20 protein-coding genes and 2 pseudogenes are annotated in these 26,333 nt (G+C 45.6%); 3 read left to right on the top strand and 19 right to left on the bottom strand.

The genetic code is table 11. The features are described 5' to 3' along the window. Positions 1-100: 100 nt before the first annotated feature. From C1T21_RS05925 to C1T21_RS05850, 15 genes and pseudogenes are all read right to left on the bottom strand, one after another. Positions 101-1,903 (bottom strand): DUF6382 domain-containing protein, encoded by a 1,803-nt coding sequence (locus C1T21_RS05925; protein ID WP_103047592.1) that lies wholly within the window; start codon positions 1,901-1,903, stop codon positions 101-103. A gap of 63 nt (positions 1,904-1,966) precedes the next feature. Continuing rightward, on the bottom strand, positions 1,967-2,479 hold the full coding sequence (locus C1T21_RS05920; protein ID WP_103047591.1) for an A24 family peptidase: 513 nt from the start codon (positions 2,477-2,479) through the stop codon (positions 1,967-1,969). Positions 2,480-2,564: 85 nt separating this feature from the next. Next, positions 2,565-3,560 (bottom strand): TadE/TadG family type IV pilus assembly protein, encoded by a 996-nt coding sequence (locus C1T21_RS05915; protein WP_103047590.1) that lies wholly within the window; start codon positions 3,558-3,560, stop codon positions 2,565-2,567. Further along, positions 3,529-5,745 (bottom strand): DUF5702 domain-containing protein, encoded by a 2,217-nt coding sequence (locus C1T21_RS05910; RefSeq protein WP_103047589.1) that lies wholly within the window; start codon positions 5,743-5,745, stop codon positions 3,529-3,531. Before C1T21_RS05910 ends, C1T21_RS05915 begins: the two co-directional genes overlap by 32 nt. A gap of 40 nt (positions 5,746-5,785) precedes the next feature. Then, a pseudogene (locus tag C1T21_RS05905) lies at positions 5,786-6,453 on the bottom strand (TadE family protein). After that, positions 6,453-6,644 carry a Flp1 family type IVb pilin gene (locus tag C1T21_RS05900; protein ID WP_103047588.1) on the bottom strand — a complete coding sequence of 64 codons (192 nt, stop codon included), beginning with the start codon at positions 6,642-6,644 and terminating at the stop codon, positions 6,453-6,455. Before C1T21_RS05900 ends, C1T21_RS05905 begins: the two are co-directional and overlap by 1 nt. 13 nt (positions 6,645-6,657) lie before the next feature. After that, on the bottom strand, positions 6,658-7,542 hold the full coding sequence (locus C1T21_RS05895; RefSeq protein WP_103047587.1) for a type II secretion system F family protein: 885 nt from the start codon (positions 7,540-7,542) through the stop codon (positions 6,658-6,660). Positions 7,543-7,548: 6 nt separating this feature from the next. Further along, positions 7,549-8,340 carry a type II secretion system F family protein gene (locus tag C1T21_RS05890; RefSeq protein ID WP_103047586.1) on the bottom strand — a complete coding sequence of 264 codons (792 nt, stop codon included), beginning with the start codon at positions 8,338-8,340 and terminating at the stop codon, positions 7,549-7,551. Beyond that, entirely contained in the window at positions 8,337-9,584 is a 1,248-nt protein-coding gene (locus C1T21_RS05885; RefSeq protein WP_103047585.1) for a TadA family conjugal transfer-associated ATPase, read from the bottom strand. Before C1T21_RS05885 ends, C1T21_RS05890 begins: the two co-directional genes overlap by 4 nt. Positions 9,585-9,599: 15 nt before the next feature. Further along, complete coding sequence (locus C1T21_RS05880) at positions 9,600-10,757, bottom strand: P-loop NTPase family protein (protein ID WP_103047584.1); 1,158 nt, start codon at positions 10,755-10,757, stop codon at positions 9,600-9,602. A 528-nt stretch (positions 10,758-11,285) separates the two neighbouring features. Beyond that, a complete protein-coding gene (locus C1T21_RS05870; RefSeq protein ID WP_103047582.1) occupies positions 11,286-13,613 on the bottom strand; it encodes a histidine kinase in 2,328 nt (775 codons plus the stop codon). A gap of 215 nt (positions 13,614-13,828) precedes the next feature. Next, positions 13,829-14,716 (bottom strand): metal ABC transporter permease, encoded by an 888-nt coding sequence (locus tag C1T21_RS05865; RefSeq protein ID WP_103047581.1) that lies wholly within the window; start codon positions 14,714-14,716, stop codon positions 13,829-13,831. Then, entirely contained in the window at positions 14,713-15,642 is a 930-nt protein-coding gene (locus C1T21_RS05860) for a metal ABC transporter permease (protein ID WP_069291389.1), read from the bottom strand. Before C1T21_RS05860 ends, C1T21_RS05865 begins: the two co-directional genes overlap by 4 nt. 5 nt (positions 15,643-15,647) lie before the next feature. Further along, on the bottom strand, positions 15,648-16,412 hold the full coding sequence (locus tag C1T21_RS05855; protein WP_023987614.1) for a metal ABC transporter ATP-binding protein: 765 nt from the start codon (positions 16,410-16,412) through the stop codon (positions 15,648-15,650). A 14-nt stretch (positions 16,413-16,426) separates the two neighbouring features. Further along, positions 16,427-17,398 carry a metal ABC transporter solute-binding protein, Zn/Mn family gene (locus C1T21_RS05850; protein WP_103047580.1) on the bottom strand — a complete coding sequence of 324 codons (972 nt, stop codon included), beginning with the start codon at positions 17,396-17,398 and terminating at the stop codon, positions 16,427-16,429. A 235-nt stretch (positions 17,399-17,633) separates the two neighbouring features. Here C1T21_RS05850 and C1T21_RS05845 point away from each other — a divergent pair, with 235 nt between their 5' ends. Then, positions 17,634-18,410, top strand: a complete 777-nt coding sequence (locus tag C1T21_RS05845; protein WP_103047579.1) for a DUF3153 domain-containing protein — start codon at positions 17,634-17,636, stop codon at positions 18,408-18,410. Between the two features lie 8 nt (positions 18,411-18,418). On the opposite strand, the gene C1T21_RS05840 is transcribed toward C1T21_RS05845, so the two are convergent. The 3 genes from C1T21_RS05840 to C1T21_RS05830 all read right to left on the bottom strand — a co-directional run bounded on the left by C1T21_RS05840 (position 18,419) and on the right by C1T21_RS05830 (position 19,843). After that, positions 18,419-18,844 (bottom strand): thiol-disulfide oxidoreductase DCC family protein, encoded by a 426-nt coding sequence (locus C1T21_RS05840; protein ID WP_103047578.1) that lies wholly within the window; start codon positions 18,842-18,844, stop codon positions 18,419-18,421. 129 nt (positions 18,845-18,973) lie between these two features. Further along, a complete protein-coding gene (locus C1T21_RS05835) occupies positions 18,974-19,300 on the bottom strand; it encodes a hypothetical protein (RefSeq protein WP_025722703.1) in 327 nt (108 codons plus the stop codon). 123 nt (positions 19,301-19,423) lie between these two features. Next, positions 19,424-19,843, bottom strand: coding sequence for an organic hydroperoxide resistance protein (locus C1T21_RS05830; protein ID WP_013309264.1), 420 nt, complete (start codon positions 19,841-19,843; stop codon positions 19,424-19,426). 214 nt (positions 19,844-20,057) lie between these two features. Here C1T21_RS05830 and C1T21_RS27765 point away from each other — a divergent pair, with 214 nt between their 5' ends. Beyond that, on the top strand, positions 20,058-20,288 hold the full coding sequence (locus tag C1T21_RS27765) for a manganese catalase family protein (protein ID WP_258012374.1): 231 nt from the start codon (positions 20,058-20,060) through the stop codon (positions 20,286-20,288). 307 nt (positions 20,289-20,595) lie between these two features. Then, entirely contained in the window at positions 20,596-21,915 is a 1,320-nt protein-coding gene (locus C1T21_RS05820; protein WP_103047577.1) for an Nramp family divalent metal transporter, read from the top strand. Between the two features lie 400 nt (positions 21,916-22,315). Here C1T21_RS05820 and C1T21_RS05815 read toward each other — a convergent pair. After that, positions 22,316-26,333 (bottom strand): annotated as a pseudogene (locus C1T21_RS05815) (non-ribosomal peptide synthetase); the annotation flags it as partial.

Raw genomic sequence — 26,333 nt, 5'->3', positions numbered from 1 at the left:
AAGATGCTCCATTTCATTCCTATGAATAGCCCCCTATTACAAAGAAAGAAGCCCTGAATATAACAGGCCTCTTCTTGACAAATATCCATATAACCTTCATTTATGATGCATTAGAGGATTTAAAAGAATCCAGTCTATAAGTATAAGAGACTCCAGCAATTTTAAAAGTGTCTCCATCCTTCATTGTGTACTCCTTATAAGGCACCATAGGCTCTCCATTCAGAACAGTTCCGTTCGTCGAGGATAGATCCTTAACAATGTGGCTATCTCCTCCTGTAACTATGCAAAGCTCAATATGAGAACGGGAAGCTCCATCCGTATGCTCCACAAACTGGACCAATTGCGGATCCCTCCCGATGATAAAGCTGCCTGCAACGAATTGGTCTGGCTGCAACTGGATGCGCTCGGTCCCTCCACTACCTGGTGGCTTGCGATCCAGGCAAGCAATGGGTGATTGCTGAACAGGTGAAATCTGTATCTCTTGATCTGGACGAAGTAGCATCGTTTCCTGCTTAGATGCAGCATTTAGCAGCTCCGTTACCCCAGAGAGAGACTTATAATAAGCTTCACTGGTATCACTAGCTTCCAATTCATTTCCCCGTTCCGCACCTTTCCACGATGGCTCGTGTAAGTCAAAATTCACTGAAGTTTTCTTTCTATCTTCCGTAACTCGATTTCCCACGCTTTTAGATTCTGAGTTTGGAAAAGTCCATTTCCAGCTCTCCTGCCCTTGATCACTCGAATCGGAAGATTGCTTGTCTTGATGATGACGTCCCGCTACAAATCCGGTCAGCTTATCTACCTGATAACGACCATTTTTGCGATGTGCTGGGGAAGAAGTAGTTCCTAACCATTCCGAATCCAATACAGGTACTGAATCGCTGTACATATGAGATGAAGCTTGATTGCGCTCCCATTTCCCCGTCCAGCTTATATAAGCAACAGCGGCAATCACCAAGGTCAGCACCACGGAAATGATCAACGGTACCGTCTCTGGATGATCCAGATAAATATAACGCCACACAATAGCCGAAGCGAGCAGACATCCGAGAGCAATGTACGTTTTATATTTTTGCAATCCAGACTCCACATCTTCTACTTCGTTTTCTGTTACAAGCTCAGAATTCTCCTCTGGTTTCACGGACGGTTTGAGCCGATTGATCCGTTTAAGCTCCTGAATCTCCTGCAGAGTTTCCCGATGCTCTTGCCCGTACGTTCCGTCACGATCTGTATAGTTCCCCTGTGAGGTATGAGCAGATATGATAGGGTCGGCTGATGAAAAAGCTCGCCCTTCCATACTTTCTCCCTGCACGCTAGCACTCTCTGTACCAGCCTTCATTCCTTGCAATAGCAGTTCCTTTAGCAATCCCAATTCAAATTCATTTCTATCACACAGATCGAGAATGCGTTGTATATATTCTCCCTGAAAGTGGGCCACACGAGTCATTAAACGAATAACCATCTGCTTAAATTGACTGCCTGTTTGCCCTGCATACTGTACACTGCGTAAAGGAACATAGGTTAAACTGACGGTTTCCCTTGTACCTGAACCACTTAGAAAAATATAATCCTCGTGCAAAATAAACTGGCGGATATCTAACATATATTGCGGGCTACGATGGAGGGCATCTGCCACTTCAAAAAGAATCCGGTAGAAATCAGAAGTCGACACGCTCCCACCTTTCCATAACTGGGAAAGCATGCGTTGCCCCGAAATGTCGTAATGGAACTCAATCTGAAAATCGACTTCCTTTATTCTAAGTTCCAGCAGACCGGGAATCCGATTACCAGTCATCATTCCGGTCTGTACGGAATTTAAATCATCGGTCTTGAGCCCGTCTTCCTTGTTTAGAATCATAAATGTCCCGCCGTTCCGGGCAAAATCCCTGCTTAAACCAAACAATTCATGACCTCCTTAACAATTTCCTATCTCCATGAGGTAGCATGATCTCCCCCAGCGGACATGTCATGGCAAGAAGTAAAGATAAGCACTGATCGCTCCCGGAATGACTGCCGTCATAAAAGGAAACCTGAGGTGCGCTTCATTTCCACTGGTCAGCGCTTTGCCGCTGCGAAATAGAAAAAATCCTCCTAAATTAAAAGCCACGCGCCGCAGTCTCATGATGGTTTCCCTCTTCCACAGCAAAATTCCTATGCCAATAATACCTGCAAAAAAAATCGAATATAAAGCTGACTGCCATGCAAAAGCGGCACCAGTCCATGCTCCAATCAAGCCGAATAGCTTTACATCTCCTGCACCAACAGCTCCCATCCAGTACAAAATCAGCATGAAACCAAATCCGGTACCCAGTCCAGCAACTGCAAATAAAAAACCGTGCCACCCTCCAAGCAGAGTATTGAACACCAAGCCTACCACTATGCCGGGCAATGTAAGCTTATTAGGGATTTTCATGCTACGTAAATCCGTAACTAACGCAATCGCGAGCAGAACTCCGCATACAATATACATCCACGTCATCCCCCTTTATAAAATAGAACTAGCAGACTGCCAAATCATTTTCCATCGTAGTTATTCCTGTCCGTCTATGTCGAGTCGATCCTATCTATCCATCAGCTGGCTTTTCCACGGTAAACGGAACTTCTATACGTTGACCGTCCTCCGTTTCAATCACAAAGCTCCATTGACCGGGTGTTGTGTTCGTTCCCACAAACCAGTTCCATTCAATAATTCCGTCCACATTGGCAGAGGTCCAGCCCAAGTGCTGAGCTGTGCTCTCACCCGACTTGTAAAGTACAGAAAGGTTAGCAGTCTTCCCAGGCTCAACCTTGGCCTTGATCAAATTGTACACACCCTTCACAGCAGGTTCAGGCTTGACGAGCAACTGTATGGAATGCTGCGCATCCTTATCCGCTGTTGCCTCTTCTGTACCTGTCCCCTCCCCTGTGTCGCCAATCCAAAGACGTTCCTCTGCCGCCGCCTGAAGCACAATGCTGCGATACAGAAAGGGGACCTTCATCGGCAGTTCATACGACAGCTCTACTCTAAAATAAGGGTCCTTAGTTCCTGTAAGAGCAGGTACATGTATGCTCGTTACATGAATACGGTCATACTCCAGAATGCTTTCCTCCATAAAAGGCTTTAGCATCGGCTTCAGAACAGGGTCAAGTGCAGCTTCCGTAAATCGCCCCCGCAGCTCCTCCATCGGCTTTTGACCGCCCTGAACAGCGCTTTCTACCCAATCACCAATTGGAGGTGGCAACTGGGCAGCGAATTGGCTTGCATATTCACTCACAGATAACCTAGGCAATTCATCCATCGGTTCACGGACTGTATCTATTTTCGCGGACGCCGCCTCCACGGCTAGAGAAACTGGGTAGATTTTAGTCGAAACCTGCTTAACCGCTTCTGAAGCGGTGTTCTGCAAGGCTGTGGATACCAGCGTCATCTGAACCATATAAATGAGAAAAATAATAAAAAACAGAAACATTGGCAACACCAGTGACGCTTCTAAAACAATACTTCCTTGTTCACATTGCTTCTGCCCACAAACTTTCCGTAAACACCGATTAATAGGAAAAATGCGCTGTTTTCGTGACATAGTACACACTTCCCTTAATACTCTCGCCTTCTTTTGAGGCGGTCCCGAGCATTTTCATTACCCCAGGTAGAAACCACAGCCTCATCCCATTCCTGACTTCACCCGTTGCATACGTTTGCCGCTCAGCAGGATTGACATCTGTATTCAGGCGGATCAGAGCAAGCATACGGGACATTTTTCGTTCATTATTGCTATGGAGCATCAGGAACAATCGCAAATGATCCTTGTATGTCATTCGAAATTTCAGAAAATCAGACAATGGCACGTCCCCCTTTTGTGCCAGCATAATCATATCTTCTATCGCTTTTTCTACTCCATATAACAAAGCTGCCGCCAAAACGACCAGCGGATTACCTTTTGAGCTGTTTTTAACCAATCCCTCCATTGTTCGAATGGCAAGTCTCATAGCGAAAATTTCTCCATAGGCGGATGCCAGATTGCCTGTCGGATTATGGAACCCATACAGGATGTACTCAACTTCCTGATTATTCACCTCCAGCTGATCTCCCAAAATCTGTGCAGCATTTCCCACATTTCCACCCGATCCGGCCAAACTGCCAAAACGGCTAAAATCCACATGATGGAAGTAAGAAAGCGCATATTCATTCTGGTAAAACTCGTCTCCCAGTTGAGTCAGTAAATTGGATGCCGACCCGTATAGACCATCCATACTATCCATGGAAGCTCCCACTGCATCATAGGTGTCATAGGGCAAATCAGCGGATACAGATGGACTGGATGTAGACTGGTTAAACGAAATACTTTCATTGTAATACCGCTCCAGATTTTGGAATTGTTCTGCACTTTGTTTACCTTTGGAAAGAACCTCAATGATCCGATAGGCTTGTTTGAGCTTGTTTTTCGCCTCTTTTTCCATTTTCTTGCGTTCTTTGTCCGGTCCACGTCGCGTATCCATCATTTTGGCTTCACCATCGAGTACATTGGCAGGTCCCGCCCAAGCATACGCATTCAAGTATTTATCTATCTCTTTGAGCGTTGATGCGACTTCTTGCTTGAGCATATCTGCATTCAAAAATGGATCTGTATAAAAAGATAAGGTACGCATCATGCTCGTTATTATATTGTTAGCAGTATTTATAGAAGTCCGTTGCTTTTCGATTTCTGCTTCCCATTGCTCAAATTCCTTGTCTGGAATCAACAAATCCTCTGCTTTTTGCCGTGCGCTTCCTACCGACGGATCTGCGTTGGAGCCTGCTCCGCTTGAAGTAGGGGCTGCTGAAACCTCATCGTAGCCTGCATTGGCCGCCCTCTGCTTATATTGGGCAATGACTTTGCGCATCTCTTCATTAATCTGTTGGGCCTCATTTAACGGTTCCTTGGCTTCCAGAAGCAGCTTATCATGTTCTTCTCCAGCCTGAACCATGATCTGACGCAGGCGATCAAGCGCTGCCCTCGCTCTACGTGCATATTTTTCCATCTGCATGATTTTAACGTCGTCCACACTCTTCTTGTTATCTTCATATACATGTACGTAATGCTTATATTGAGCGGCAATATCGGCTACAACCTCAAGCGGGTCCCATATATACTGATTGGGCATATAAGTGCCCCTCTGTTTAATAATCCGCTTGCGAACCTCTTCCATATAAGCTCCTGCCTTACGCTGCTTCTCCAGCATGTCATCCAGTTTGGCCTCTCGTCTGTCGTACAGCTTTTGCAGCCTTTTCAGCAAATCTACCGTATGAGAAGCCTCTTTCATATTTTGAGAGAGCGGCTTTAGCTTTTCGAGCACTTCAAATGTAAAATCTACAGGTGCTTTATACTTCATCTCTTCACGGATCTGCTCGTTAAATATGGCATATTTACCAAGCTCCCTTTCCATTTGCAGGGAACTAGAATCCAGCTTCATATTCATAAGCGGTAGCGTATCTGCACGTGCCGTACGCCGCGCGCTGTCATTGAGCACTTTGACCATAATTTGTTCTCCGCCGCCTTCGCCATAAGCAAACAAACCGTACTCCTGTTGTAATGTCGGATCATAAGCAGACATCACTGAACGAACCGCCGCATGGGTCAGCCGTTCGGTCTGCACATGCAGTGCAGCAATTCTCGCGTAATCAATAAATACAGCAATAAAACCGAACATGACCGCCAAAATCAGAATTAAAAAGACCGTGACAGCACCTGATTCCCCGTCCTTTGTATTGTGTCCCTTACCAAACACCCGCTTCCTCCTTTCCAGTTACATTCCCGTTACTTACTTCTCACTGACCATTTTGACCATATTGCATCAATACTTTCCCTACAACTGCCGAATCTACCTTTTCACCTGATCCTCTGCCCATAACTTCGCACCATAATAACGGACCAACTCCACCGTACGAATCCATTCTACAGGTTCGACCACGCCAGAACTCATTTCCCCTTGCAAATCTGTCTGATCTAAAAACTGATTCAACAAAGGTACCTTCACTATCTTATTTAACTTTGTGATCACCTTACGGTGAATCATACTGTTCTCATATGTCATCTGCCCCTGCATGCCCGCAGGCATATTATTTTCTGCATTGGACAGCTTTTGAGCAGGTAACGAGCCTCCCCCATTGCCGCCCGGCACCTGTACACTTTCCTGATTGTTGGCTCCGGTCCAGCCAAACAGGGCTCCCAGCATAACATCATCCTTCAAGCGCCAATAGAGAGAATCCCGTTGCCCTTGCATAAATGCTCCCGTACGCGGGTCCTTGAAGCTGTTATCCCAACTGTAAGCAGCCCTTTCCGAAGCAGTAGCAGCGACCTGCACCAATATAGATTTTTGATATATGTACAGGCAAAAAAATAACATCACAAAAATGACCAGCAGTAGAATGGGAAAGACGAGGGAAGCTTCCAAGGAGAAGCTCCCGTCCTCTTTTTGTGCCAATTTGCGTAGCATTATGAATCCATAAAATCGTTACTTTTTTTATCCGCCTTTTTCAAAAGCCCTTCTACAATTTTCTTGATCTGATCCTTGAAAATAATTGCCACCGCAATCAGAATGGCAATGATCAGGATCATTTCTAACGTACCCAGACCATCCTCACCCTTGTACAATTTACGAATACTGCCTGTTACTAATGTCATCATCGTTTTATTCCTCCTACATATTCATCATCATTAAAGCCGGAGCGCCCACCAGCACAATTACCGTTAGCAAAATCAGCGCCATCGGGAATACTAGCTTAGATGAAGCCTGCTCCCCCCTTGTGCGGCTAATTGAAGTCCGCTTGCCCCATAACGTCTGGGATAACTCACGTAAAGCCATCACGAAATCGCTCCCGCCGCGCCTCATATTCAACAAAACTGTCGTCGTAAATACTGTCATTTCCTGAATGCCACAACGTTTGCTCAGGTGCTCAAATGCCTGTTGAAAGGAATAGCCGCTTTCCCATTCCCCCACCGTCTGCCTCAGTTCTCGATACAACGGATGTTCCGTATCCGCCCCTTTACGTTCCACGCAATGTAGCAATGCCCGTTGTACCGTCTCACCTGCACCTACTAAAAGCATCATTTTACTCAACAGTTCAGGCAGTTCCATTAAAATTTGCTGATCCCGCTTCTGTACTTTCCCATGCAAATCCTTGATCAGCGCGATGGGTACCAGAATACCAAGTCCCAATCCGAGCACCAGCCCGGTCGCATCCCCGCCCAGCATAAGCGATATTATAGCTCCACCAGCAGCCATCATATATCCGTAACCCAACATTTCTGCCAGAAAAAGCATCGTTTTTTCTCCGCTGTTGCGCATACCATACAGCTTCTGCACCGAACGCTGGAGCTTGAACATCAGCAAAGGCAGCCTGTGAGTAGCACGTGAAGCATGAATCATGTGTACAAATGGGACTGAAAGTCTTTGCAGCCGCAGTCCCTCCAGCTTCATATGGCGAAAATGCGCATACTTAGCACCATGCATCTGGTTCAGCACCACCCAGCCTCCCACTTGCAGAACCAGCATGACCAGACAAACCAACATCACCACACCCATCTCTCCTTACACTTCAATCTTCATAATGTGGTTGATCCACACAAGACACCCACCAAGCACCAATAAACAAAAGGTTGATAAAATCATACCTGTACCGCTGTATAAGGGCATCATGTAATCACCCGCTGTCATTGTCATAAATAATACAAACAAAAAAGGCGCCGCAAACATAACCCTTGATTCAAAACGTTTCTGCGCAATCATTACACCAATCTCCTGCTGAATTTCCAGCTTCTCACCAATGACACTTGAAGCTCGTCGTACGACTTCCACCAGATCACCTCCGGTTCGTTTGCAAGCCGCAAATACGTCCGCAAAATTCGTAATATCCTCCATCTGCGCCCGACGGGCCAAATCCTGCAAAGCAGCCTCTACAGGCTGTCCGATTTCGAGACAGGCGGTAATGATGTTAAATTCAAAAATCAGGTCGTGATCTCCATCTGGACTAAGCAATCTTAAATCCTCTACAGCCTCACGAAAACCATTCTCCACCGACCTCCCCGCTGAAAGAGAAGACGAGAGCGAATATAAAGCCTGCTTGAATTGGATGCTTAGAGCAGACCTGCGTCGATGCAGCAAAAATTGCCTAAAATAACGAGGCGTCACCCCAGCCCCGGCAGCGCACAGCAACGATAATATCCATTGGTGATAAAATAGATAACCGATCATTGCGAACAGCACGCCACTAAAGAATATGCACAGACTTTTTTGTACTGTCGATAATGTATATACCGTATAATCTGGCAGAGAAGGGACCTCACGTGATACTTGCTTGGCAGTCGTTTTTCCTGGCTTCACGCTGATACTCCTCCCCTGTGCCAGTTTTCCGGATTGATCCCGGCCATTTGCAGCTTCAAAGTATGTTGCAGACCCTCGCCACAACGTTCCAGACCTCCTACGATTCGCCCCTTACTTTCTCCTCGTTCCTGAAAACGATAAAGAGGGTTAAGCGTCACCTCACCATTTTCAAAGCCAATCACTTCGCTAATTTCCAGCACTCGTCTAGATTTGTCGCGCATCCGTGACAGATGAACGAATATATCAATAGCTGAGCTGATCTGCTGCCGTACTACTCCAAGCGGAAGCTCTGCTCCTCCGAGCACCATCGTTTCCAGCCGGCTGACCATATCGCGGATATTATTCGCATGCCCAGTTGACAACGATCCATCGTGTCCTGTATTCATCGCTTGCAGCATATCCAATGCCTCACTTCCCCGGACCTCACCCACCACAATGCGGTTGGGCCGCATACGCAGGGAGGAACGAATCAGATCACGAATTGTGATTTCTCCCTTCCCCTCGGTGTTCGCATTCCGTGTTTCCATGGAAACTAGATTAGGGACCGTCACAATTTGCAGCTCTGCTGAGTCTTCAATGGTAATAATCCGTTCAGACGACGGGATAAACTGGGATAATGCATTCAGAAAAGTTGTTTTACCAGAACCCGTTCCTCCGCTTATAAAAATGTTGTACTTGCTACGTACCAAGTCCTTGAGCATAGCAGCGGTTTCTGCATCAAGCGCACCCATTTGTATCAAGTCATCCATCGTCATAGGACGCTCGGGAAACTTCCGTATTGTCATCGTCGGACCCTTGAGAGCAACTGGAGGCAGCACAATATTTACGCGTGACCCATCCTTTAACCGGGCATCCACAATGGGAGAAGCCTCATTCACAATTCGGTTCACCCCGGCTACAATCGTCTGGATTAAATCCTCCAGCCGCTCGCGGGACTCAAATTGATCAGGTACCTGCATCACTTCACCAGCCCGCTCCACAAAAATTTCCCGGTGACTGTTAATCATAATTTCCGTAACGGTCGGATCGTCAATCAATGGCTGGAGTACATCCAGCCCACGGAAAGAGTTAAAAATCTTGCGCACAAGTGCGTGCTTCTCTCGGGAAGTTAAGCCCACCAGCTCTACATCGTGTAAAATTCGATTTTCAATATGCCGTACCAGATCTGCATCCTTTACCGAAGACGTTACGTCCAGCCCGTTTCGGATATCTGCTCGCAATGCCTTAAACCGTTCCTCATTCATGTTCATCAGCCCCTTTTAAGACCAAACGGCGGGCGGATGTGTTACACTGTCCACATTCAGCAGCTCGTGGCACAGATGACGAATTTCCCGCTGATAAATCGGTGAACTAAGCAGTAGCTCACGGTGTTGCATCTGCTTCCATGAAGGTATATAGGGTAACGCTCCGTTTAGCTCCATGAAGTCACGAGGTAATGAGTTGATCATAGTTCCCATATAGCGGTTCACCACAAAGCTGGTTTTGCATATCATGTCTTCAAGCCCTTCAGGCTGCGTGGTTTCTAAAACATCCAGCCATAATCCGCACTTGTGCATGCTCATTAAATCGTCTGCCAGCAGCCAAATCAGCTTATGACTAGCTTCAAGCACGGCTTGAGCCCGATCACCTTTTTCAGAATCGCCATCTACGATCACTACATCATACTGCCCACTTTCGGCAACCGTTCGAATCAGCTCTTTCGCTTCATCACAAGTCATGTCCGTCAGCTCCTTGCGATTATAGACAGGCTGAAAAGTATCCGCCTGAATTTCAGGGCGACGAATACAATAGGAAGCCATGGATAATGGAGTGTCCTCACTCCCCCCCGCCTTGAGATCATAGAGCAGCCTGGACAGCCCTTCTCCTTCTGCTCCGCTAGCACTGCCTGAACCAGTGAACAACGAGCTTGAATCCACCGTCTCCAGATTCAGATAGAATACCGAATATCCCTCATTCCCCAGCTGTTTGGACATATTGAGTGCGGCCGTTGTCTTACCTAGTCCACCGGAAGCTGCTACCATGCCGATAATCATTCCACCTTCCCGACTGTTTACACTTTTCCGACCGTTCGACCTCTGTCTAGCCGTTTCCAAAATAAAACCGACCAGCTCAGATAAAGGCTGATATTTTAATAAAAGCTGTCCATATTCGTCCACTTGTTCTCCCTCATGCAATACCAAACAAGGAATATCAGCAGCTTCCCTGTCTGTCCATAGATTCAAAAAAGCCGCTTCACCCACCACCACATCCGGTCTTTTCATTCCGCTGGTTTCCATCATGTATTGATGAAATGCCTCCGGTTGCGAAAAAGCCGTTATTCTCAGCCTTCTGGCGTACTCGCTTCCGTGAACATAATTCAGCAGCGGCTCAATATAATCCCGGCCTTCTACGGCCAATACCACTTTCACTGGAACCATAACGCTCATCCCTTTCCCTAACACAACAACGCAAAAAAGCACCGTTCATCCATCCGTAAATACATACGGTTGGTGAACGGTGCTTCCGTCACGTGCAATCTATTTACTGGTAGAATAGCATAGCGCTTATATTAGAGCAAGTATTTTTTGTGCAAGTATCTTCCAAAATCCTCGTACTAGGAGAAGGCGGGCAGTCTAGCCCCGCCTCCTACTATCTTCATCTTAGTAGAATTTGTGGTGACGACGATGACAGTCATGATGGCGATGATGGCGACGTTTCTTGCAATGACATTTCTTATCAAAATCTTCATGTTTCCAGTGATCACGTTTAAATTTAGGTTTAAACTTAATGACAGTCACCTTAATGATCTTCTTAAAGACACGTTTTTTTGGCTTTGGAAAATGACAATCATGCTTACGATGTTTATACATTCAAATTCGCCTCCATTTCTTTGAGATAGAATATACTATGGAAGCAGCGAACCATCGGTAACCAGCATATGACTATTTATGAATTTACTGGGCGAATTAATGATCTACCTCAAGCTTAATATCCGGATCATAATCCGCCACAATTAGAACATCCATATGACGTGCTTGACGGAGAATCCTCGGCACAACCGCAGCCTTCCCCCAACGGCTACTTCGGGAAGACTGCCCCACGATGAGCTGCGTACCTGAATATCCTTCCACTGGAGCAATCAAAATGTCGGCAATCTCGCGTCGGCTGGAAACAAGCCGTATCTCAAAGGTCCCCCCCAGTCGGTGGGTCAGCAACTTTAGTTGTTCCAGACGAGGGTTCAGTCTCTCAGGTATACGCTCACCGACATGAGCATAAGTCACAATCCACACAGCCTTCAGACGAAAGGCGATACGAAAACCACGGCGAATCAACCTTTCAGCATTTTCACTTAGCGTCACGCCTACGAAGATTACTTCCTCCCTGCGCCACGGTCCCCGAAGTGATTCATGTCGATCCCAGGATTCCAGCCGCTCATCTACGTCATCTGCCAATTCCCGCAAAGCAAGTTCACGTAACGCAATCAGATTGCCCAGTTTAAAAAAGTGGCTAAGTGCCTGTTCCACCTTCGCATGATCGTATATTTTGCCTTCACGCATACGCTGCTGCAACGATTTAGGAGCCACATCAACAAGCTGTACCTCATCGGCCAGACGCATCATATGGTCGGGAACAGTCTCCCTCACTCGTATACCAGTAATCTGTTCCACCGCATCATTCAAGCTCTCTAGATGCTGTACATTCATTGTGGATATCACAGAAATACCTTGTTCCAAAATGGTCAGTACATCCTCATAACGTTTAGTTCTCAGACTTCCGGGAACATTGGTATGTGCTAGCTCATCAATAAGCACTACCTCAGGATTACGCCTGAGAATGGCTTCGGTGTCCATTTCTTCCAAGTGTGCGCCATGACGCTCAATGGACTGACGGGAAATCATCTCCAGAGAGCCTACTTGTGCCAGTGTTTCTGCTCTTCCATGCGTTTCCAGCAGTCCAATAACTACATCGATCCCGCTCTCCAGCAGATCATTCCCCTCTCTCAGCATCGTGTATGTTTTGCCGACTCCCGGAGCAGCGCCAATATATACCTTGAGCTTGCCCCGCAGGATTTTGGCTGCCTCAGCCTGTGCTTCTTCAACGCTCAAACGATGATACGGATCATTATCTCCTTCCTCCTGTCTCATCGTTGGCAAAATCCGCTCACCCTCCTGCTCGGCCCGGTCCGCAATCAGCAGCAGATCCATATTTTTCATTCGTTTTAAAATCCCGTTCACCAGCGATCCTTTCATCAGCTCCTGCCACGGAGTCTGCCGAGAATGCCCCATAACAATTCGGGTAACATTGTGCGTCACCGCATAATGAATCAGTTGACGAGGCAACCTTCTGCGAGAAAAAAGCGGAATTTCTTCAAATGTCGATCCTATCTTGTCAGCCAACTGCTCAATCGAACGCTTGAAGGCTGCTGATTCCTTGGACAGCTTTCGCTTCGAGCTAACAAAGGAGACTACAAGCATATCTCCACCCAACCGCTTGGCGACCTGTTCCCCCCTGCGTACATAAATGGACCCGTTCCAATGATATTGGACAGGTACCAAAATACGCTCTGCTGCTCCTGAGGCCCCGTGCAAGCCTAACTCCTCCCGGTGCCGTTCCAGCGAATCATTCACATCCTCTGCTACCAATCGCAGGGCTAGCTCACGCAATTTACCCAGATTTCCCCGATGAAACATCTCAGGATTGGACGTATGCATGTAGCCTTTCGCCAGCCGTTCCAAAATCATCTCCGGGGTGGCATCAATCAGACGAATTTCATCCGCCAGCTCCAGCGTATCAACCGGAACCGTATATTCCGCTTCAAAGCCTGTCAGCTGATATACCCACTCCGTAATTCCTTCGAGTTCATAAACATTGACCGTCGTAATGACGCTAATTCCCTGCTCCAGCAAATACCGAATATCCTCCAGCCGTGTTGGGAATGGAGCGTCTTTCCGGTTATGATGTGCCAAATGATCCACCAGTACCACCTCGGGATTTCGCGCCACCAAAGCTTCCACATTCAGATCCTTCTGCTCCTCACCATCTTTTATCCAATGAATACTAGGCACTCGCTCCAGCGTGCCGACCTGTTCCACGGTCACAGGCCGCTGCATGGTTGAGACCGCACAAATCACAACATCAATACCTTCATGCTGCAGCGATTGTCCCTCCTGCAGCATATGATACGTCTTGCCCGAGCCACTGACCGCACCCATGTATATTTTGAGTCTGCCTCGATGCAGTTTGTTAATCGAATCCAGTATTTCCTCTGGTGATTTACGTTTGAAGCTCTCCACTTTCGTTCCTCCCCACAGCGTGCTTGTTTGTTCCGTCCATTCTTATATAGTTGTAATGAATGTACTCCCGTGTCCCAATCAATTCAAGATGATCAATCAAGCTTGCCCCAAAAAAAGCCGCACAGGGCAGTATAAGCGCAAAAAACGTGCATTCAGGTCTCTTATGCCTGAATGCACGCTATTTTGGGTAACTCATATGGGATCACTTCCTACAATCACTTGCTATCTTCGCCAACGATCCCCCGTTGTTGAAATAACTTTTGCCATACCACACCGTGAGACGGGGAAAAGAGAAAAGCCAAAAGCAGCAACACACCCGATACACATAGCATACATGCCGCAATAGAAGCATCCAATACACTTGCTGTGTAAAAGCCTACGACCGAACTGATGGCTCCAAATCCGACGCTGTATACAATCATACGGGACAACTTCTCCGTCAGCAAATAAGCGGTAAGAGGCGGTACAACGAGCATGCCAACCACCAGAATTGCACCCACGCTCTCAAATGACGCCACCGTCGTTAACGAGACGAGACTCATCAGCAGATAATGAAAAAAAACAACTGGAATGCCTAATGAAGCTGCCAGGGCGGGGTCGAAGGAAGTGATTTTAAATTGCTTGAAAAAGCCCCCTATCACGAGCAAATTGATCAAAAACATCGCGCCCGTAATCCACACAGCCCTCGGACCGACATCGAAGCCGGCAATCTCGAACGTATTCCATGGCACATAAGCAATTTCCCCATACAAAACGTGATCCATGTCCAGATGGGCATTGGAAGCAAACACACTGATCAGCAAAACACCGATAGCAAACAATGTCGTAAACACCACGCCAATGGCAGCATCACTTTGCAGACCGCTTTGTTGGAATAGCTGAATTAGGTACACCGTTAGAAGACCCAGCACAGCCGCACCAAACATCATCCACACCGAATCCCTCGATCCGCTGATGAGAAAGGCAATGACAATCCCCGGCAATACCGCATGACTGATTGCATCACCGATCATAGCCATTTTTCGAAGCACGAGAAAGCACCCAACGATACTACATCCCCCTGCCACTAACATTCCCGTCAAAATTACATAAAATGAACTCATAGGGCACGCTCCTCCCTTGGCTGTGTTCCGACTGTCTGCTCCAGATTTTTTCTGGCGTTCAACCGAACGATAGCCTTGGAGATCATCCCGCGCTGCGGCGCAAAAATCAAGCTCATTCCAAACACCACAGTCGCACACAACACACATAACGGTCCTGTAGGCAGATTTTGCCCCAGAGAGCTAATGAGCGTCCCACCAAGGCCTGCTATAGCACCAAACAAGCCTGATAGGCATACCATGACACCCAGCTTCTCTGTCCAGTATCTTGCCGACACGGCCGGGGTAATCAGCAGGGCAGCCATCATAATGACTCCCACGGCCTGAATGCCAGCAACCACCGCAATGACAATCAAAAGCATCAACAACTTATCCAGCAACCCTGCCGGATAACCAAGTCCGCGGGCAAAGCCGGGATCAAAGCTGAGCAACTTAAATTCCTTGAAAAATAATATACATATTCCGATGAGTACCACCGAAATTACCGCCATCGTGTAGACATCAGACAATACCATTGCCGCAGCTTGACCAAATAGAAATTTATCCAACCCGCTTTGGTTTCCTGCGCCACTATGCTGAATTTCGGTCAACAACATAATGCCGAAGCCAAAAAATACCGACAGCACCGCTGCAATCGCCGAATCGCTTTTAATTCGCGAATACCGGGTTAACGCACTGATAGCAAAGGTCGCAACAATCCCTGCAATGGCGGCCCCAATCATAAATCCAAACACGGATTTTGTACCTGTGATCATAAAAGCCACACATACCCCCGGCAAAGCCGCATGTGCCAAAGCATCTCCCATGAGCGACTGCTTGCGCAAATACATAAAACTGCCAATTACCCCGCTGCTTAAACCGAGCAAAATGCAGCCCAGCAAAATCCACTGCATGTTTGGGTCGGTCAAAAGCGTTGCCAAGCTTGTCATACTGCTCACCTCACTCCGAGTATCGTGCCGGAATCCGGGCCTGTTTTGAGTATACTCAGACGCCCGCCATACGTACGCTGCAGATTTTCCTCGGTAAAAATATCTGTCGTCTCTCCAAACGCCATAAGATGCCCGTTCAACAGCATAACCTGATCAAAATAATCCGTGACTGTAGATAAATCATGATGAACGACAAGCACGGTTTTACCCTGCTGTTTCAGATCATTGAGCAATGAAATAATGGCTTTTTCTGTTGCAGCGTCCACACCGACAAACGGTTCATCCATAAAATAAAGCTGAGCGTCTTGCGCCAGTGCTCTGGCTAAAAAAACACGTTGTTGCTGACCGCCAGACAATTGACTAATCTGCCTGTCTGCATATTTGCTCATTCCAACCTTGTCCAAACTCTCCATCGCAGCCTGACGATCTGCTGCACCTGGACGCTTAAACCAGCCCAATCTGCCATACCGTCCCATCATAACCACATCCAGCGCATTCGTCGGAAAATCCCAATCCACCGACTCCCGCTGCGGTACATAGCCAACCTTGAGCAGCTGTTGCTTATAGGGCTTGCCGTAGACCAGCACCTCGCCCCTAAGCTTTGGAATCAGTCCAAGCGCTGCCTTGATCAACGTAGATTTCCCAGCCCCATTCGGGCCGATAATACCAATCAGCTTGCCTTCCGGCACCTCAAAGGAAACATCGAACAAAACGGGCTTTTTTTGATAAGCTACCGATAAATCACGAACGACAAGTGGTGAATGCCCCATGTATCTTTGCCTCCTTATTTAAGAGCTTTAACAATCGTATTGACGTTATGCTTGACCATCCCAATATATGTTCCATCTTCTGTGCCCTCTTCACCCATGGCATCCGAATACAGCTCGCCACCAACCCTAATTGTATGGCCTTGCTGAGCGGCCCCCTGAATAACCGCATCTATGGCCTTTCTCGGAACACTAGATTCTACGAATATAGCCTTGATTTTATGCTCCACCAAATAATCTCGCAGCTTGGTCACATCTTGAGAACCCGCTTCTGACTCTGTGCTCATACCTTGAAGTCCTCTCACTTGAATGTGGTAGGCATCTCCGAAATAGCCGAAAGCATCATGTGCTGTGACAAGCACGCGCTGGGCTTCCGGTATACTGGCAATCTGCTCTCTCGTGTAATCATCCAGCTCTCGCAGCTCAGTAAGATAGGCTTCTGCGTTGGCCTTATATTCCTCCGCATGAACAGCGTCTAGCGCCGATAATTCATCTCTGACGGTTTCTACCGCAGACATCCAATTCTGTACGTTAAACCAGATATGTGGATCATGCTCAGATCCCATTTCCGGGCTACCTGCACGCAACTGATCCTGTGCGATGTTTTTGGACACGGGTATGACGGGTTTTTGCTTGCTGATTTTCTCCAGAATGTCCTGCATTTTACCTTCCAGATGCAACCCGTTATAAAAAATAACGTCGGCCTGATCCAGCTTGCGCATATCTCCCTGAGAAGCCTTGTACAAATGCGGGTCAACGCCTGACTTCATAATTCCTGTGACCTCCACATGATTACCGCCGACCTTGCCGACAATGTCAGAGATCATACCGATGGTAGCCGTAGCCTTTATTTTTTGTCCCGCCTCTCTCGCAGTTCCCTGCTCCTTCTTCTTAGCATCGGTACATGCAGTCGCTAGAACCAGAGCCAGAGACAACACTCCAACCGTCGTTACCCATCGCGGCAAAGCCTTCTTAAACTGCTTGTTCATGTTTTAAAATCCTCCTTTGAATTTCGTTTTGGGACAAACTATTTCCTTGATTCAATTATTTTTTATCAACACTATATTTTAGAGTATACACTAAAGTTTTTACCTAGGGAAACATTTTATAAAATATAATTCTTATGTATTTCGTTATACCGTTCGATTTTCGTTCTCCCAATGTGTAATATATAGAAGATATCCAGTCGTTAAACCAAAGAATACATATAAAGAGGTGCAGGTCATGGAGCCAACAGGATACAGCCCTTATCGGAACAAATGTCGGCAAGTTCGGATACGAAAAATACTGCTCATTTTCATGCTGGTGTGCTGTCTGCTTGTCCTAACTTCCTGTGCTCGAGGTGACATCCATGTAGATGTTCATCTCGATCAAAGTGTAGATATGGATGCAACGTTCAGTGTAAACAACCAGACACTGATGATGTTGGACAATCCCGGGCTGCTAGATCGATTAGTCAAGCGTATTCAAAGCAACAATGTAGATGTACAGCCGCTAGCTGAACAGGGAAGAAAGGGATATCAAATCAAGGGACATTATCAAGGAGATTGGAGCACAAACAAAAAAAATCCCAGTCAGGAATTAAATCTACCTGAGGGATTAGAAATAAAGCGCGCTGTGAGTCAACATTTTTTCACAACGAATATTGATCTTACCATGAAGCTCGATCTACCACGGATGCTTCCTGAAGAAGCTCAAGGACTGAGTGACAAATTTGAGCAAATGAATGTGTTTGCGCGCAAATTACTGGAGCGGCAGCTGGATCTTAACTTCAGCCTATCCTTACCCATCCAACCTGCTACCAATAATGCAGACCGTGTGTCGGAAGACGGAAAAACACTGTATTGGGACATTGCTCCTTTGGAATCTAACGAGCTAAAATTGTCTGTTAACGTACCCAATGTACGACATATCGTGTATGTAGCTGTTACGAGCCTGATACTAATCGTGATCGCTGTGATCTTACTAATTCGTAGACATCGCTCCAAAAAAGAGACTTAAAAAAGCAACTAAAAAAATCGTTGTCTGATTTCTGGTGGGGGGATCTGACATTGATCCTCTTCATCCTTGCCAAACCAACGATATCGGTTACGCGCCACCCAGTTATAGACAGCGTTGCGCACAAAGCGGGGAACCAGGATGAACACATAGGCCAGCGGGTATGGAAAACGAAGACGTTTGACAATTCGCAAAGCCGCGGTGGACCTTGTATAATACGTACCGTCTTCAATCAGCACGAACGTATCCAGCTGATCTGTAGATAGTCCTCCTGCACGTAATAGTTCTTGTCCTGCCTCGGATTGCAGGGAACCAAAATGAAATGTTCCCTTAGGGTCACGCTTGATAATAAAGCGGACCGCTCCCTGACAAAAGTGGCATACCCCATCCACCAACACAATGGAATGATCTGAACGAGCATGATCAGACTGGTTCATAAATGCATTTCACCTCCAGAGAAATCAACGGCATGAATACCAGCAACGCAACCATATGAATATAAACAAAAAAACGCCGAAAGTATCCGACGCTTGTTTAGAAATGTATAGTCTTTACCTGTTCGAAAACTAGCTCAATGCTTTTTCAAACAGCTGTTTCGTATTAATTTGCTCTAAAAACTCCTCATGAAACTTATCCATACACTTGCAGATAAAATCCTTATGGCATACCGGGCAAGGCGTCGTTAGCAGTCGACTAATATTCGTCAAGGTCCACTCCGGATTACGTTGAGAAAAAACGCGGCACTCCGTTCCATCGGCCAAACTCATTTTAAACTCATAAAGCCCTTCTTTTTCGTTGCTGCCAGCCAGCGTGAAATTAACAATATTCGGTCTGTAAGACATCATATCACCCGTATTTTTCAAATTTGTTTCGTACCTGATGACCAGAATCACCTAAGCCATCTTAATGAATTTTGGCGATGATGTCAAATGGTCGCAAATCTCAGCGAATCAAGATCTATGTGCAAAAGCCACCGATAAATCGGCGGCCAGAGTGTAAAAGTTATAGAAATGCAGTTAAATGACATTAAGCTCGACATCAATGTTACCGCGTGTTGCTTTGGAATACGGACAAAAATCATGCGCTTGGCGTGCCAGATCTTCGGCCTGGGCGCGTTCAATACCGGGTATTTTCACGTCCAGACGTACCGCCAGCTGGAAGCCGCCATCGCTTGGGTCCTTGCCGATAGATACGTGGCTGGTGACCTCAACATTGTCTACCTTCACCTTAGCCTTCCGGGCCACATTAGCCAATGCGCTCTCATAGCAGGCACCATAGCCTGCCGCAAACAATTGCTCCGGATTCGTAGCTTCTCCACCTGCGCCACCCAGTTCCTTCGGCGTGCTGAGCTTATGCTTCAAAACTCCATCGGATGAAGCGACTGAACCGTCTCTTCCACCATGTACCGTTGCTGATGCTGTGTATAATGCTTCCATGATTTCATCTCTCCTTCTCTATATCATATGTTTTCCGCAGGAATCTATCGTCATGTTAATACATGATTTCCTTCTCGTATGTACTTTAAACGAACTACACAAAATGAATCATTTGAAATAGGGTTGTTAACCAGTACATCACCGTTTAATTCCACCTCACCTTGTTTACACTATATGTTATAAGCCCCTACTTGATGGGCCGTCAACATGTGTCTTGAAGGCTTACTCGCATCATTTTATTGTATCTGCTCAGACTTCCATGACTGACAACCCTGTCGCACGCGAGATCGTAGGTTACTTGCTGGTGCGGGGTGAAGTCCATGTGATGGCCTATGTCAAAGCGTTGGAAAAGCTTACAGGCATAGAAATGACTAAAATGCTTCCGATTCCGAACTTGGAGAATAAGGCCTTTTCTGAAACGCGTAAATTCGAAGAAAAAGATTGACCAGGCTATTTATCGTTTCAGTCCAAATAACTACAATGAAATTGATAAAATATGGAGCGGCGTTCACCTGGAAGATGGACAACAATTTAAAAAAATCCAAAACGACCAAGCCGCTCCCCTCAGAGCGATATAGCTTGGTTTTTTCTATTGTTCAGCTTTATGGCCATATTGCTTCAAAAATACGATTAAATTGCTTGACCACACAAAAGTTGCACTAGACAAAAACTATTGTGAGTGTACAATAGAGATAACACAATCGTTATGTCACTAATAATATATTTCAACAACAATAAAGAAGGTGAAGCGTATGAAAAATACAAAGGGTAACTTCGCGGAAATCGCTTCACTGTCGGAAGTGAATCGTTCCTTGATCGTCCCGAAAGACGGGACCTGGTTTCGGAAGTTTCTTGCCTTTGCTGGACCCGGCTATATGGTCGCAGTCGGCTATATGGACCCCGGCAACTGGGCCACAGACATCGCTGGCGGATCAAAATTCGGCTACACGCTGCTTAGTGTCATTCTAATCTCCAACCTGATGGCCATCCTGCTGCAAGCCTTATCCGGCAAGCTTGGCATTGCCACAGGTAAAGATTTGGCTCAAATGTGCCGTGATGCCTACAGTCGTCCTGTCGCCATCGGCTTATGGCTCTTGTGCGAAATTGCCATTGCAGCCATGGATTTGGCCGAGGTCATCGGTTCAGCCATTGCGCTGAAGTTGCTGTTTGGTCTACCGTTACTATACGGAGTCATCATTACCGCATTTGACGTCATGCTTATTTTACTGCTGCAAAACAAAGGTTTTCGGGCATTGGAAACACTCGTCATTGTGCTAATGGCGACGATTGCCGGCTGTTTTGGGATTAATCTCATTTTGGCACAACCGGAATGGGGCGGCGTATTGGGCGGCTTTGTACCAGACTCGCAAATTTTGACGAATCCAAGCATGCTGTATATTGCCATCGGTATTATGGGCGCTACTGTAATGCCGCATAACCTGTATCTGCATTCTTCTATTGTACAAACTCGCAAATTTGAGCAGACTTCAGCAGGTAAACGGGAAGCTATTACATTTGCAACTTGGGATTCCAGTATAGCGCTGATGTTCGCATTATTTATTAATGCCGCCATCTTGATCGTGGCAGCTGCTGTATTCCATACGGCAGGAAGAACAGATGTAGCCGAAATTAGTGATGCCTATTATCTGCTTTCGCCACTACTGGGAACCACACTGGCGAGCATACTATTTGGGGTGGCGTTACTCGCCTCAGGTCAAAATTCAACCGTTACAGGCACTTTAGCTGGACAAATCGTGATGGAGGGCTTTTTGAATCTTCGTCTTTCACCTTGGTTGCGTCGTCTAGTGACCCGCCTCATCGCGATTATTCCAGCGGTCATCGTCACTGCCATCGCAGGTGAAAAAGGTGCGGAGGAACTACTTGTGCTGAGCCAGGTCATCCTGTCCATCCAGCTTCCCTTTGCCATCATTCCATTACTGCTTTTTACCAGCGACAAAAAGATTATGGGTGAATTTGCGAATAAAATGTGGCAAAAAGTACTAACCTGGATCGTGACCGCTATCATCATTATCTTGAATGTAGTGCTCATTGTACAAACGATATCAGGTTGACAGACCGTTTGGATACAACCATTAAAAAGAGGTATTCCACAGGCCGAAATAGCCATGGAATACCTCTTTTTATTATTATTTATTTCTCCAATATGCTTAGAATCAACTCTGCATTCTGTTCAACAAATGTAGCATCAAGCATGCTTTCATGATCCCCATACCCATCACAAATGGAATACTCCCCAATTGTAGAATGCTCCCACATTCGGATATCTCCACGGATATGTTTACTTTGACTCTGAAGAGATTTAATAACATGAATATGGGCCGCAACTTGTCCGGAATTCATTAAATTATCCAGATAAGCATAGTATCTCTGTATCTTCTCTCCAACATGGAGATGAAAAAATTCTCCTTCACTTTGTAATTGTGGGTATTTTTTCAACATAAGGTCTACTGTTTCTTTCGCATATTTACGACTCTCTTCCGTTGTAAGCCGCTCTGAATTTATTTCTGTAATGTAAAATGAGTCCAATAAAATGAGCTGGCCGACCTTATCTCCCTGTTTTTCAAGGGCCTTTGTAATCTCAAAAGCCAAATTTCCTCCTGCTGAAATCCCCAGAAATACGTAAGGCCCCTCAGGCTGAACTTCTTTTATAAGGCGGATATATTCTGCTATGAGACGGTCCTGTTCAATCTCAAGAAAATTAAAACTATACAATCGATAGGAACCAAGGAATTCCGCAAGCCTTTGATATACAACCCCTAATGCAACTACAGGAGGGAAGCAAAATATGTTTCGGTCTCTTTCTCCCTGTGAATTAAACAACATTCTTTCGTTAGAAAGGTCACTAATCTGTGTCTCAGATGAAGAAACTAGGGATGCCAATTCTCGAATAGTCGGTGTCACAAAAATTTGTCGAATTGGAAGTTCTATTCCGTTCCCTGTAGCTAGTCTCGCCACAAATTTAATTACACTTGTCGAATCCACCCCTAATTCAAATAAAGAATCGTCCACGCTAATGGAACTATACTCCAAAATCTCTTCCCAGATTCGTACCATAAGGCACTCCATCTCCGTCACTGGAGCTTCATATTTCTTTTGAAATATGGTTTTAGCTGATGGCTCTGGCAGTGCTTTTCGGTCTAATTTTCCATTAGGTGTTAAAGGAATTTGTTCAAGACAAATAAAATGGGTGGGCACCATGTAATTTGGCAATGCACGACTAATACCTTCTTTAATATCCTGAATGCTCAAACTTGGTTGGGCCACAATATACGCACACAGTACTTTATTTCCTTTTGAATCAGGAGTATACAAGACCACTGCTTCTTTTACTCCAATAATTTGAAGAATTTGATTTTCAATTTCGCCAAGCTCTACACGATAACCACGGATTTTTACTTGCTGATCGTTACGTCCCAAAAATTCAATATATCCTTTTGAATTCAGGATTCCCTGGTCTCCAGTGCGATACAATCTGCCAAAATTCGGATGATTAAAGAATGAAAATGCCGTTTTTTCTTCTTCATGCAGATAACCTTTCGCTAGGCCAACACCTCCAATGAATAGCTCACCTTTTACACCTACTGGACAAAGTTCCTGATCATAATTCAATACATAATAAGTTTGGTTGGCTAGTGGCATTCCGTAAGGTATGGAGGCCCAATCTTCATGGACTTCATATACAGGATAATAAATGGACCAAATAGAAGCCTCTGTTGCCCCACCCATACTTACTACATTCGCGTGAAAATATTGTCTGCGAATTTTATCCGGTAGACTGAGAGGTATCCAATCTCCACTAAGAATGACCAAACGCAAAGAAGTGTTTTTCTTACGTGCTCCAGACGAGCGATACTTACCATCCCAGTAATAGCCGCTTTCCTCTTCTTCTCCCAGCACATGATTCAACATCAAGTCCATTATAGCTGGCACGGAGTTCCAAATTGTAATTTTATGTTCCTCCAGTGTCTTGGCGACTTCTGTAATATTACGTTGATCATCAATAAGCACTAAAGCCGCTCCAACCGCTAACGCTCCAAATAGATCATAAACCGATAAATCGAAACACATGGATGATAATCCAATAATACGGTCCTGCTCATTCACATTGAATTTACGATTTATATCCTGCACCGTGTTCGCTACCGCCCCATGTGTAACAATGACTCCTTTAGGCTGGCCTGTACTGCCTGAAGTATAAATCACATAGGCTACATCATCAGGATCATGTTCGACCTGAAGAGCTTCACCAGAATAAACGGCTAATTCTTTCTTAACGTATAGATCCGGTTCCAACATTAATTTACAACCACTGTGATCCCTAATATATTCACGACGTTCCTCCGGATAATCAGGATCAATCGGTACATAAGCCGCTCCGGCCTTCAATATACCTATAATATTCACAATGGTTTCAATACTCCGATTGGCTAATACACTAATAAAATCACCACGGCATACGCCATATTCCTGTAAATAGCGAGCCACCCTATTCGAGCGTTCATTTAATTCCTGATAAGTGATATGGCTATTTTTATAAATCACTGCAATTGCCTCTGGCCAGCGAACGACCTGCTGTTCAAACAAGGAATGGAGTGTAGTCCTTGGAATTTCTTCACAAGTATGATTAAAGGCTGAGATCAGAAGATGATTTTCATGTCCCCAAGGAAAACGATTTCCGGCATCTGAGCTTAAGGAAAATTCCAGCAGCATAAAGTACTGGTCAAACATCGTTTTAATGAATTCTGAATCAAACAGTTGTTCAACATAATCCCATGTGATCGTGAGTCCACCATCTACTTCCAGGACCTGATAATCTAAAAAAACTTGAGAGGTTTGAGAAACCGCTGTTTTTACATCACCCATATAATAAACAGAATCATCAGTACCTTTCCCTGTATCCAGTAACATGCTTGTGAATACAATGGGCATCGCTGCCTTATGAGTTTCAGCACCACGTTGACGTATTATTTCCCTGATGAATTGAATTCCGTCGTAGTGCCTATGTTCGAGCGCCTCCATCAACACGTTTTGCACGGATTCAGTCTGTTCCCAGAAAGATTTCCCTCCTTCAAGCGTGATGTCAAGTAACATAACGGATGTAAAGTCCCCTATCATCTTATATACATCTTTATGAAATGGATAACGATTAAAAATAGTACAATTGAGCGCCAATTGGGATTGATTACTCCAGTATGACAACACTTTGGCAAATACAGTACACAGCACTGCAGTTGGTGTCACGTGATTTTTTTGTGAAACTTGCTTTAGCTTTTCGTAAAGCTCCCTATTGCAATGTTTGGTTACCCTTTTGAATCGCGGTTGTACAATCAGGCTCGGTGAGGAAACATACGGTAAAGCAGGAGGATCAGGAAAACATTCCAGTTTATCCGTCCAATATTGCCGATCCCTTTTATATATTTCCGAGGATTTGAAACCCGTATAAGCCATCATGTAGTCTCTGAAAGTAATGTCCACACCTTCCAAATCTAAATCTGGATCATGATAAAATTTCATAATTTCCTGATGAATGAATTGAAAGCTTGCCCCATCCGTTATTAACATGTCATAACCGATAAAAAGGTAAAACCTTTCCGCAGAACATTGATAAGCCTTATACTCAAATAGAGGCCACTGATCGGTCTTGAAAATGTAGTGAGACATGCGCTCTCTTTCCATCAGTATTTTCTTTTCCTGGGCTTCCTTGGAGAGATCCTGTATCGGGATAACCTCAATATGATATTCCGGAACATAATCTAATATTTGTTGCTGTCCGCTCGGCAGGATAATCGTTCGCAACATAGCATGACGTTCAATAACTTTTTGCAGTGCTCGATTAAACCGATCCATATCCAATGAAGTTTCCAACTCAATATATACATGTGTCGACACTCCGCCCATTTCAAAATGGTCCTCGCGTCCCATCAGATAAGCCATCTGCACATCCGTTAACGGAAACGGTTCATACATATGTTCCGGATCAGGTATTAACTCCGGATACACGATGGCCTCTTGTGTATCTACACCTTCCTTGATCCGTTCCGACAGCTTCGCTATAGTATAATGCTGCAGGAAGTCTCGTAGATTCAAATCGATTCCCATTTCCCTGCTTATTCTGGTTCGGATTTGCACCATCAGAATCGAATTTCCACCTAGTTCAAAGAAATGATCATGGATTCCTATTCGTTCGACGCCCAATACCTCTTTCCATATTTCCGTCAGTTTCTGCTCTGTTTCATTACGTGCTTCTTCGTATTTCGAATCCATTTGCTGCTCCACATCCGGGATCGGCAGCTCTCTTCGATTCACCTTGCCATTAGGAGACAACGGTAGTTTCTCAAGTTCCATATAATGCGACGGCACCATATAATTTGGCAGTTCCCGTTGTAAATATATTCGTAGCTCCTCTGGGGTCACTTCCTCCTCATCTGGAACATAGTACGCACATAGAAATACGTGATTGCGATGATCC

The sequence above is a fragment of the Paenibacillus sp. F4 genome, assembly GCF_002894905.1.
In the GTDB taxonomy this organism is placed as follows: domain Bacteria; phylum Bacillota; class Bacilli; order Paenibacillales; family Paenibacillaceae; genus Paenibacillus; species Paenibacillus polymyxa_B.
This window is presented reverse-complemented; position numbering and strand designations above follow the sequence as displayed.